11 protein-coding genes and 1 pseudogene are annotated in these 10334 nt (G+C 59.9%); all 12 read left to right on the plus strand.

Annotated elements, in window-relative coordinates; translation table 11 throughout:
• Positions 1 to 1319: ABC transporter substrate-binding protein (locus tag ABD112_RS05410; RefSeq protein ID WP_343923887.1), on the plus strand; the 1319-nt coding region annotated here is incomplete at its 5' end.
• A gap of 74 nt (positions 1320 to 1393) precedes the next feature.
• Positions 1394 to 2263, plus strand: coding sequence for a carbohydrate ABC transporter permease (locus ABD112_RS05415; protein ID WP_343923889.1), 870 nt, complete (start codon positions 1394 to 1396; stop codon positions 2261 to 2263).
• Positions 2260 to 3090, plus strand: a complete 831-nt coding sequence (locus ABD112_RS05420) for a carbohydrate ABC transporter permease (protein ID WP_343923891.1) — start codon at positions 2260 to 2262, stop codon at positions 3088 to 3090. Before ABD112_RS05415 ends, ABD112_RS05420 begins: the two co-directional genes overlap by 4 nt.
• A gap of 52 nt (positions 3091 to 3142) precedes the next feature.
• The gene (locus ABD112_RS05425; protein ID WP_343923893.1) at positions 3143 to 4078 is read left to right on the plus strand and encodes a dihydrodipicolinate synthase family protein; all 936 of its coding nucleotides are present in this window, start codon (positions 3143 to 3145) and stop codon (positions 4076 to 4078) included.
• Positions 4075 to 5025 carry a D-2-hydroxyacid dehydrogenase gene (locus ABD112_RS05430; RefSeq protein WP_343923895.1) on the plus strand — a complete coding sequence of 317 codons (951 nt, stop codon included), beginning with the start codon at positions 4075 to 4077 and terminating at the stop codon, positions 5023 to 5025. The genes ABD112_RS05425 and ABD112_RS05430 overlap by 4 nt, the downstream gene beginning before the upstream one ends.
• Positions 5025 to 5465: an HIT family protein gene (locus tag ABD112_RS05435; RefSeq protein ID WP_343923897.1), complete on the plus strand. Its 441-nt coding sequence runs from the start codon at positions 5025 to 5027 to the stop codon at positions 5463 to 5465. The genes ABD112_RS05430 and ABD112_RS05435 overlap by 1 nt, the downstream gene beginning before the upstream one ends.
• 329 nt (positions 5466 to 5794) lie before the next feature.
• Positions 5795 to 6118: pseudogene (locus tag ABD112_RS14600) on the plus strand (NAD(P)-dependent oxidoreductase); the annotation flags it as partial.
• 77 nt (positions 6119 to 6195) lie between these two features.
• On the plus strand, positions 6196 to 6282 hold the full coding sequence (locus ABD112_RS14605) for an NAD(P)-dependent oxidoreductase (protein WP_425563802.1): 87 nt from the start codon (positions 6196 to 6198) through the stop codon (positions 6280 to 6282).
• Positions 6283 to 6284: 2 nt separating this feature from the next.
• Complete coding sequence (locus tag ABD112_RS05445; RefSeq protein ID WP_343923901.1) at positions 6285 to 6437, plus strand: hypothetical protein; 153 nt, start codon at positions 6285 to 6287, stop codon at positions 6435 to 6437.
• A complete protein-coding gene (locus ABD112_RS05450; protein WP_343923903.1) occupies positions 6434 to 7558 on the plus strand; it encodes an enolase C-terminal domain-like protein in 1125 nt (374 codons plus the stop codon). The genes ABD112_RS05445 and ABD112_RS05450 overlap by 4 nt, the downstream gene beginning before the upstream one ends.
• A complete protein-coding gene (locus tag ABD112_RS05455; protein WP_343923905.1) occupies positions 7555 to 8760 on the plus strand; it encodes a mandelate racemase/muconate lactonizing enzyme family protein in 1206 nt (401 codons plus the stop codon). Before ABD112_RS05450 ends, ABD112_RS05455 begins: the two co-directional genes overlap by 4 nt.
• A gap of 452 nt (positions 8761 to 9212) precedes the next feature.
• Positions 9213 to 9716 (plus strand): type IV toxin-antitoxin system AbiEi family antitoxin domain-containing protein, encoded by a 504-nt coding sequence (locus ABD112_RS05460; RefSeq protein WP_343923907.1) that lies wholly within the window; start codon positions 9213 to 9215, stop codon positions 9714 to 9716.
• Positions 9717 to 10334 lie beyond the last annotated feature (618 nt).

Genomic DNA, 10334 nt, shown 5'->3' on the forward strand with positions numbered 1-10334 from the left:
ACAGAAAGGCTAACCCGCCGCGACCAACGGCAACCCAGAAAACCCTACCCGGGGTGGGGCCGAATCAAACGACAAACCCGGGGCCAAATCAACTTGCTATTCCCATTCTCGGGCTTGCAGTCGCCGCCGGGCTCGCATCGAGTCTCGTTGCGTGCGCACCACAGGACTCTGGGAACAGCAGCACGAATCTCAGCTTCTGGCAGTATTATGGTGACTCTGACTCGCCGAATGGCGTGGCATTGCAAGCATTCATTGACAACTTCGAGGCCGAGAACGCGGACGTGTCGGTCGACATCCGTTTTATCCCGTTCGGTGACTTCAACCGCACACTTATCCAATCCGCGGTAAGTGGTGACCTTCCAGATGTTGCACTCATCAACGCGTTCGACACTGCGTCGATGGCAGATGCCGGGGTCACGCTCGACCTGAGCGATCGCGTTTCAGAGTGGGGAGAGCAGGACGCGTACTTCCCGACCAGCTGGGAGACCGCGCAAGTCGGAGACGCCACTTACGGCATCCCGCACCTTGCCGACGCCTATGCCGTCTACTACAACACCGAACTCTTGGACGCCGCAGGGCTCACCCCGCCCACGACCTGGGACGAGATGGAAGCGACGGCTGCTGCGCTCGCTGTCGACGACCGAACCGGTCTCGCACTTAGCGGCATCGAGGGAGCCGAGGGAGCAACGGGTCTTGTTATCCGCACGCTTGCCGAGGGCGGAACCCTTGAGAAGTTTGACAGTCCCGAAGGCACGATCGCGCTGGACTCCTTCCAGACGATGGTCGACTCAGGTGCACTCTCTCCTGGCTTCCTCACCTGGATTGAGGACGACGTCATGAACCAATTCGCGACCGGCCAATCCGCGATGATGATCAACTCCGCGAGCTACATCAGCGTGCTCAACAACGACTATCCAGACCTTGACTGGGATGTTGCACTCCTTCCGGAAGGCTCAGAGTCTCGGTCGACGTTCCTGTCGGCAGAGAACCTGTCGATCAGCTTGACGAGTGAGCACGCCGACGAGGCGTGGGACCTCATCACATTCATGCAGCGCCCCGAGGAACTCGAGGTGTACCTGCCCGCTCGTAACAAGCTTGCGGCACGGAACGATGTTCCCGATGCGTCTGGCGATCCCGTACGTGCGACCTTCGCGGAGCAGCTCAACAGTGCGTGGGCCCCTGAGGGCAAGCTTGCTGCGGGCTCGAATGAGATATTCACCTTCGTCCAGCAGTCATTGCAGGCGAAGATCAGTGGAACCTCGACTGCAGACGCTTTAGCGGCGGCACAAGCATCGATCGATGAAACGCTCGCAAAATAAACATGGCGTTGAATACGCTTAAACGTCGTCCAGGTACTGTCGCTTCAAAAGCGGCGGTACCTGGACGACGGCGCGTGTCGAAGGACATCTGGTTTCTACTTCCCGCGGTCGTCTTCGTCCTCGCGACCGTTGCGTATCCGCTGGTGTACAACGTCGGACAAAGCTTCTTCGACGTGGGTATCAAGGAGATAGTCCAGGGCGGTGCCGACTTCGTTGGATTCGACAACTACTCCGACCAGTTCGCTCGCGACGCGTTCTGGCGTGCGACCGGAATTTCGGTTCTCTACACGAGCGCCTCGGTTATCCTCACGTTGCTCGTAGGCCTCGGACTCGCCCTTCTCTTCAACGCCGACTTCCCGGGACGCAATCTCTTGCGCGCTTTTGTGCTCGCCGCGTGGATTCTGCCGACAGTCGTCAGCGCCAACCTCTGGCGATTCATCCTCGACGGCACGTACGGACTCTTCAACGCGATCCTGCAGTCCGTCGGACTCATTGACGACGACGTCTTCTGGCTCGGTGATCCGTTCACTGCGCTAATCGGTGTGACTGCTGCAACCTCTTGGAGCTTCGCACCATTCGCGATGATCCTGCTGCTCGCGGGGCTCCAATCGATCTCTCCAACTCTCTACGAAGCCGCACTGATCGACGGGGCCTCCGCCTGGCAGCAGTTCTGGCGCGTCACCCTTCCGATACTGCGACCGGTCGTGCTCACCACGGCTCTGATTTGCTTCATCTACACCTTCAAGACCTTTGACACCGTGTTCCTTATGACCGGCGGAGGCCCGGGTGGCGCCACCACGATTCTGCCCATTTACGCCTACGACCAAGCATTCACGTTCTACGACTTCGGAAAGGCAGCGGTCGCGACGACCGTGCTGCTGATTATTCCGATCATGCTGTCGATTCCGTACTTCCGCTCCCTCCGAAAGGAGGACCGCTCATGAATCGTCTAAAAATGGTGGGCCGCCGTCGGATGGTGCCTGCAGCCTTGGCGACGGTTGTCTTCCTTATTCCGGTGTACTGGATGCTCATCACTTCGTTGAAGCAACGTGAAGACGTTTTTTCCCGGCCACCGAGCCTCATTCCGCTCCCTCCGACGTTGGATTCGTATATCGCCGCGTTCGCGGATGCGAGCTTGACGCGCGCACTGCTCAACACGCTCATCATCGCGGTCGGCACGACGATTATCACGCTGGTCGTCGCGCTTCCGGCCTCATACGGTCTCGCGCGTCTGAATATCCCTTTCCTGCCGGCAATTCTTATGTTGTTCCTAGTTGTGCAGATGGTCCCGTCGGTCAACCTCGCCCTGCCGCTGTTTGCACTCTTCAGCAGCGCAGGACTGGTCAACACCTTTGCAGGGCTCATCATCGCTAATGCTTCGCTCGCGATTCCGCTCGCTATCACCATTATGCGTCCTTACTTCCTTGCGGTTCCTAACGACGTGATCGAGGCGGCCAAGACGGATGGGTGTAACAACTTCACGGCATTTTTGCGGATCGCCCTGCCCGTCAGTTCGCCCGGCATCGTGACCGTCGGTGTTATTACGTTCTTGGGTGCCTGGGGCGAGTTCGTGTTCGGACTGGCTCTCGCGACGAGGGAGGATCTTCAGCCAGTCACGGTCGTGATCGCTGGCCTCACTAACGAGTTCGGCATCCGCTGGAACGATCTCATGGCGGCATCGACGATCATCGCGCTGCCTGTGATTATTGCGTTTATTTTTTTGCAGCGTTACATCGTCGCGGGACTCACTGAGGGTGCGACGAAGTCGTAACCCCCAGCGACAGCTTCACTTGCTCTCCACACAAAGCACCATCGAAAGGAATATGATGACCGCACGCCTCGAAATCTGGGCAGCGACCCCCACCCCGTTCACCCCTTCGGGCGAGCTCGACTTAGGACCGGTCGCGGCCCAAGCTACCCATCTGCAGACGGACGGTGTGTTTGGCGCCTTTGTGGGCGGCACCACAGGCGAGTTCGCGTCCCTCTCCGTTGACGAACGCAAGGCGCTCGCCGAGCGGTGGCGTGACATCCGACCGGAGGGATTCGGGTTCGGGCTGCAGGTCGGACACACGGAGCTCGCCCGCGCGCAGGAACTCGCAGCGCACGCGGAGGCCAGCGGTGCCGATATGATCGCCGCGGTCGCGCCCTATTACGGGGAGACTCCGAGCGTCGATCGCGTTACGTCCTTCCTTGCGGATGTAGCTGCTGCAGCCCCCAACACCCCATTTTGCTTCTACCACATCCCCAGCATGACCGGCTCGACTCATCGACCGAGTGCCATCGTCGCCTCCGCCGTCGGAAAGATTCCCACGCTGAACGCCGTGAAATTCACTGATGAGGACCTCATGGAATTCGATTTCACGCGCCGAGCCGCGCCGTCAGTGCGTGTGTTCTTTGGTCGCGATGAGTTGTTGCCCGCTGCTCTCGCATTCGGTGCCGATGGTGTGATCGGGAGCCTCTTCAATGGTCTTGGTTCCGTTGCAGTGCGTGTTCACGAGGCGTTCACAGCGGGGCGCACGGCAGAAGCTTTTGCCCTCCACGAACCATTCCGGGCCATCGCAGATGTCGCCGGAGCACACGGCGGCCTCGGATTCATAAAGCAGCTGATGAACGAGCTCAGCCCCCACGCGGGTGATCCTCGCCTCCCGTGGGGCCCCCTCGGCGCAGAAGACCGGCGCGCGGCTAGAGAACTTGCCGCTCGCCTTCGTCCCGCCATCGAGGAGGCTCGCGCCCTGCTCTTGGGTGAGGTGCGGGGTTGACTCGTGCAATTAGCGTCGCGATAGTCGCAGGTCTCGACGACGCGGCCACGCAGCTGTGCAATCGAGAACTCGCAACCGACGACGTGTTGTGGCATGCGGGATCTGAGTGGGATCCCGCCCTCGCGGAATGCGAGGTGATCTTCGGTAACATTCCGGTGAATTGGGTGCCGAGCCTCACCGCCCTTCGCTGGCTGCAGCTTGAATCAATCGGTTTCGAAAATTACGCTACGGTCACGCCGGAGCTGCGGGCAAGGTCTATTGAGGTCACGAATCTTCGCGGCCTATTTTCGCAACCGGTGGCAGAAACCGCGCTTGCGGGCATTTTGGCGCTCCTGAGGGGCATCGACCAACTCGTTGCCGCGACCGCCGAGCAGCGCTGGGCGACGCCGGAAATTCGGCCAGGAACCGAGCTGTTGTCCGGTCGTCGGGTGGTCGTCCTTGGCACCGGTTCGATCGGTGCCAAGCTTCGCCGGCTATTTGAGGCGTTCGATTGCACGGTCGTCAGCTATGCCCGCGAATCTCCAACTGCTGAGCTTCATACCCTTGCAGAGCTCGATGCGGCTCTAGCTACCGCGAGCATTGTCGCAAGCTGTCTGCCGGGCACACAGCAGACGGTCCGGATATTCGACCGCGAGCGCCTCGCGCTCCTCGGGGATCGCACGATCCTCGTCAATGTGGGGCGCGGCTCCGCCGTTGATGAAGCTGCGCTCTGCTCCTCGCTGGCAAAAAACGCTCTGGGAGGTGCCGTACTTGACGTCACGGAACAGGAGCCGCTGGATGCGGATAGCCCGCTTTGGCTGGCGCCGCGTACCATCCTCACACAGCATACAGGGGGTGGCTACCGCGATGAACTTCGCGATAAGGCACGTCGGTTCCTCGACAACTTGGCTGAGTGGCGTGTGGGAAAACCACTGGCGAACACCGTGAACTGGGAGGCAGGATACTAATGGGATGCGAGGTCTGTGCGACTCGGCCTTCAACAGTTGAGACCGCGATTGGCGAGAGCTGGTTCGTCTCGATTCCCGCCGGTGACGCTCCGCTCACGGGCTGGATCACCCTCGCGACGCGCGAGCACCGGGAGACGCTCGATGAGCTTTCCGCCGATGAGGCGGCGAGCCTAGGTCCGCTCTTGCGCTCCCTGACCTCGGCGATCCGTGCCGAGACAGGGGCCGAGCGCACCTATGCCGCGAACTGGGCGGAAGGCACCCGCCATGTGCACTTCCACATCGTCCCGCGGCTAGCTGGGCTGGAACCTTCGCGGCTCGGTGCCGCTGTGTTCGCGCTGGCTAGTGACGACATATTGCACCCGCCGATCGCGGAACAGGAGCGTTTGCTTGCGTCGCTGGTAGCCGCTGTCGCCCGCGATCGAAACAGAGGACTATTATGAGTCCCTCCATAGTCATCGCCGTGGATCAGTTCCACGATGAGCACATGGATAGGGTCGAAGCAGCGGCCAAAGGGTGGGCGCATACGTTGCGTCTTCCGGAGAGTGCGAGCGAGTGCGAATGGGAAGTCGCCCTTGCGGACGCGATGGCCGTCGCGGGGTGGCCATCTCCGCACCTACTGGGAACGAGTGGCGTGCGTCTCGTCGTTTGCGGCAGCGCCGGGTTCAACGCCTATCTCGGTCACGGGATCGAACGCGATGAGGAACTCGCGTTTTGCAATTCACGCGGCACTACTAGCACCCCGGTCGCAGAGCACACAATCGCGCAGCTCATGTTGCTCGCGAGGAAATTGCCCCAGCATCTCAAGCAGGCTGAAACTCACGACTTCCTGCGTCTCGATCCCGATGCGTACGATGAAATCACTGGGACGACGGCGGTGATCGTCGGGCTCGGCGACATCGGCGCGGCACTCGCCGATAGGTGTCTTGGTCTGGGAATGCATGTAATCGGCGTGCGCCGCACTCCCGATGCGCTTGCCGGGTATCTTGTGGTGGGCCGGGTTGACCTCGACGAGGCTGTGCGGAAGGCCGATCATTTGTTCCTCACCCTTCCGGGTGGATCGGAAACCGTGCGAATCGTCGATGCCAGAGTCATCTCGTCGCTCAAGTCCACGGCATACCTCTACAACTTCTCTCGCGGTACTGTGATCGATGATGCTGCGCTGCTGCGCTGCTGGCGGCAGTGCGGGAGGGCAAGATCGCGGGCGTGGCACTCGATGTTTTCGAACAGGAGCCCCTTCCTGTCGATAGCCCATGGTAGGGGTGGAACGGGCTCTTATCACGCCTCACGTCGCGGGACTCTCTCGACGCTTTCCCGACCGCCTCACCGAACTGGTGGTTTCCAACATCGGTGCTGCTCGGGCGGGAGGCAAGTACATCAACCAGGTAGACCTCAGAACCAGAGCATTCAAATGAAGATCACGCAAGTAGGCGTGCGCAGGTTGGCCATTGACAGTGCGCCTTGGTACGGCAAAAGCACACCGGCGGGCGAACAAAAGTCTTTCCAGTTTCCGTTGTTGGAGATCACTTCCGACTCCGGCATTTCAGGGTACTCGACCGGCTATTGCCCACTCGGGCAGGGCCGTGGCGCCGCCCAACAACTCATTGATGTGTACTCCCGAGTGCTCATCGGCCGAGACCCGACCGGCATCGAGGCCATATGGCAGGACATGCGACGGATGAACCGACACCTCTACGCCTTGAGCGACGCTTCCACGGGGCAGATCGATGTCGCGCTCTGGGACCTCAAGGGTAAGGCGCTTGGGAGTTCCATTGGCACACTTCTGGGGAGAACCCGCGATTCAGTGGGCGCTTACGGAACCGGATCCTACTTCCTCGAATCTCCCGAAGAAACGGCACGTGAGGCGCTGCTGATTCGGGATCGAGGCTATTCCGGCGCCAAGTTCAACATGTTTCAGGGGCCCGCAATCGACATCCCAAAACTGGAAGCGGCACGGGACGCAGTTGGCCCCGATTTCTCCCTCATGCTCGACGCTTCCAACCACCTAAGCTATGCCGATGCCCTCACTACCGGACGCGCGCTGGGCCGCCTCGACTTCGATTGGTTCGAAGAGCCACTCTATGATCGTCAGCTTGGCCAATTGCTCGAGCTGCGCAAGGCACTCGATGTGCCAATTCTTGGCGCAGAGACCGTCAGTCTCATGGAACTGGCCGATGCTATGACGAGATCCACCTTCGACCTCGTACGAGGAGATGTGTATATCAAAGCTGGAGTGACAGGGCTTGTGAAAGCGATTGGCATGACGGACCTCTTAGGTGTGGGCCTTGAGATTCACGCATGTGCGTCTCCGCTGCTCGATATCGCGAACCTTCATGTCGCGTGCGCGACCGCAACAACAGACCGATTGGAAGTGCACCACGAGATGTTCCGCTTCGGAGTATTAGACAATCCGATGGTCCTCGACTCCGAGGGCCGCCTGACGTGCCCCGACGGCCCTGGGCTGGGTGTCGAAATGGGTTGGGACTGGATCGATGACCACACGGTCGAACTCGTGATTGCGGACCCACTCGCATGAGCGCAACCACAATCACGCGAGTGCGATCGGTGCTCCTGAGTGCGCCCTACGGCGACCCTATCTCGAGTGCTGAGAATCGACTTCACCTGCCGAGGGGACTTCGCACCTGTGGTTTAGTCGAAATAACCCTCTCCGACGGTACAGTCGGTTTGGGGGAGGGATACCTTGCCGTGTTCGCACCGCGGGTATTCGAGTCGATTGTGGCGCTATTGGAGCCTCTGCTACTGGGTCGGGATGCTCGCGATATCACCGCACGCTTTCATGACATAGTCACGGCGACTGGTTATTGGAGTGTCCAGGGAGCCGCAAGGCACGTCATCAGCGCGGTTGAGATCGCGCTACAGGATTGCAACGCACGGCTGGCTGGTCTACCCCTCTATGCGTTTCTCGGTGCACCCGAGCGGCGCGCCCTCGAGGTTTACGCCAGTGGCGGTGACAGCGTGGATCCCGCCGCGATGAAGCGCGAGCTAGACAGCGTTGCCCAGTTGGGAATCACGACGTTTAAGATTCGTGGAAGGGCACACCAAGCAGACAAAGTCACGTGGACGCAGCGCGCCGGCAAGGGTGCCGGGATCAAGGTGGCTGTTGATATGACGCAAAACCTCGTCGCGCCGTCACATACCCCCGAGGAAGTGCTCCGGTTTCTCAGTGACGTTAGTGAGGGTTCGGGTGACGCGCCGGTCTTTCTCGAGGAGGTGCTCGGGCCCGATCGCATCACCGAGTTGCCAGCGCTACGCGCGTTGTCGAGCGTCCCCATCGCGGGTGGCGAGATTGTAACGACCGAAGTGGAACTTATTGAACGTATCCGAATAGGCTCCTATGATCTCGCGCAACCGGATGCGACTGTAATAGGCGGTATCCAGCCCGTGCTCGACGTTTTTGCGGCGGCGCGACAAGCAAAAGATGTCAGCGTTTACGTGCACTGCTGGGGTGGAGGCGTGGGCGTGCTCGCGAATTACCATGCATCGCTCGCAGGGGGAGGCACGACCGTCGAATGGCCGCTGCCCTCGTATCCGCTGCGCGCAGCGCTCCTCGAAGGGGCACTTGAAATTGATGGAGGGCTAGCCACAGTCTCGGCGGCACCTGGGCTGGGTATTGTCCTGTCGGCCGACATCGAGCGAGAATTTCCGTTTCGCGAAGACGCAGTCTATGACTGCCTCGTTGATCCGGTGCGCATCCCGGCGGCAGCGGACTGGAGATAGGCGCAACCAACCATGCGATTAGTGTCAGACCTCCGACATTGAGGAGGAAACAACTCGAATTGTTCTGCGGCTTCTCCCAAATGGACTCCTAACGCCAACTGAAGATAGTGCCGTGCCCGTCTGCTCAGATGATGCCTAAGTCGCCGCGTCATTGTCGAAATTATCACTTCGACATTACCGGATTTGATGCGGGCAACTGTGTTCACCACTCCCAGGGACGTCACCGCGGGCCCTCACCTGATGTAGTTTTGGGCTCTTTACGCAAGCGTGATTGTGCCAGATTCGAAAAGTAAGGAGACCGTGCTCGAAGTTTGCTCGCTTCATGCAGCCGGGCTCACGCCTATAAATAGCTGCAACTAAATCTATTTGTATGCCAAATTAAGCACATGTCATCCACGGGTCTGCCGATGCGCGCGTTCTCCTAATCTGAGGCGAGCCGCGAGGGGATCGACTTGCGTCAGCTCTATCGGTTGCTTGACGGGCAGCAGATTGAGCGCATCAGCCGTGGGCTGTATCGGCATACCGACCTCCCGGTAGCTGGTATTGATCTGATGGAGATTGTAGGAAGGCGTGCTGATGCGACTAACGGTTTAGAGTCGGCTCTTGCACGCTTCGAGTTGATCGATGCAGTTCCAACTCGCACCGACATTGCGATCCCTCGAGGCCAGAGGCCTGCGAAGACTCAGGCCGTGGTTGATTGGCACCTGTTCGACCGTGCCACGTTCCAGATCGGGCGCACTCTGCTCGCGACAGGGAGCGCTGGTCAGAGCATAGGATTCTATTCGGCGGAACGTTCGATCGTCGACGCGTTCAGGCTGCGCGGCACTGTCGCATGCGAGACCGGTATCGAGGCGCTGCGCAATTGGTCGAAGCTCCCAGCATCCCGGCCCGCCAAGCTGTTCGCCATTGCGCAGCCCCTGCCGCGAGCGGTCGGCCTCCTACGAACCGCCCGGTAGATACTGACATGGCCCCGGAGCAGACCTCCACTACGGTGCAACGTATCGCCCGGCAACAGGGCCTCGCGCTGTGCGAAGTCCGTCGTCGAAGACATATCACCTTGGCCGCCCTAAGGATCAGCTCACTGAGGTGTCCACATTCCTGGACCCAGTCTTCGTGAACGCAGTCGATCCTGCGGCAGCGTGGGACCCAACGTCGAAGACCTGGATCTAAGGCCGCGTTTTCTCTTTCCCTGATTCCACCGATGTAGTGGAGACAGGGCCCGTTACCGAGCAATAATCAGATTAACCGTGCCCACATTTCACCCACACTTGGGGAGCATCGTGGTCAACTCGCGGCATCGGAGTCGCGCCCAGTCACCAGTGTTTTGCAGCGATTTTCTGCACTTCTGCATAGTTCTGCGGGAATGGTTTTCGACTACGGATCAATAGGCCGGGGGTTCAAATCCCTCCGGGCGCACCAAATAAAACAGGTCTGACCAGCACTTTCTCGTGGAGTGCGGTCGGGCTTGTTTGTTATGTATCAGGACATCTCTGACGGTTCTGCATCAATAGAGCTCTGACCTTTCAGCGGTCTTTGGTCCTGACACTTCCCGTCATTGTTTGAGGCATGAGTCG

Origin of the sequence: Rhodoglobus aureus, assembly GCF_039527955.1 — a bacterium.
Taxonomy (GTDB): domain Bacteria; phylum Actinomycetota; class Actinomycetes; order Actinomycetales; family Microbacteriaceae; genus Rhodoglobus; species Rhodoglobus aureus.

What these genes read in the sequence shown, in the direction of transcription:
- ABD112_RS05455 (WP_343923905.1), top strand. Translation starts at nt 7,555, where the DNA reads ATGAGCGCAACCACAATCACGCGAGTGCGATCGGTGCTCCTGAGTGCG.
- ABD112_RS05425 (WP_343923893.1), top strand. Translation starts at nt 3,143, where the DNA reads ATGATGACCGCACGCCTCGAAATCTGGGCAGCGACCCCCACCCCGTTC.
- ABD112_RS05420 (WP_343923891.1), top strand. Translation starts at nt 2,260, where the DNA reads ATGAATCGTCTAAAAATGGTGGGCCGCCGTCGGATGGTGCCTGCAGCC.
- ABD112_RS05435 (WP_343923897.1), top strand. Translation starts at nt 5,025, where the DNA reads ATGGGATGCGAGGTCTGTGCGACTCGGCCTTCAACAGTTGAGACCGCG.
- ABD112_RS05450 (WP_343923903.1), top strand. Translation starts at nt 6,434, where the DNA reads ATGAAGATCACGCAAGTAGGCGTGCGCAGGTTGGCCATTGACAGTGCG.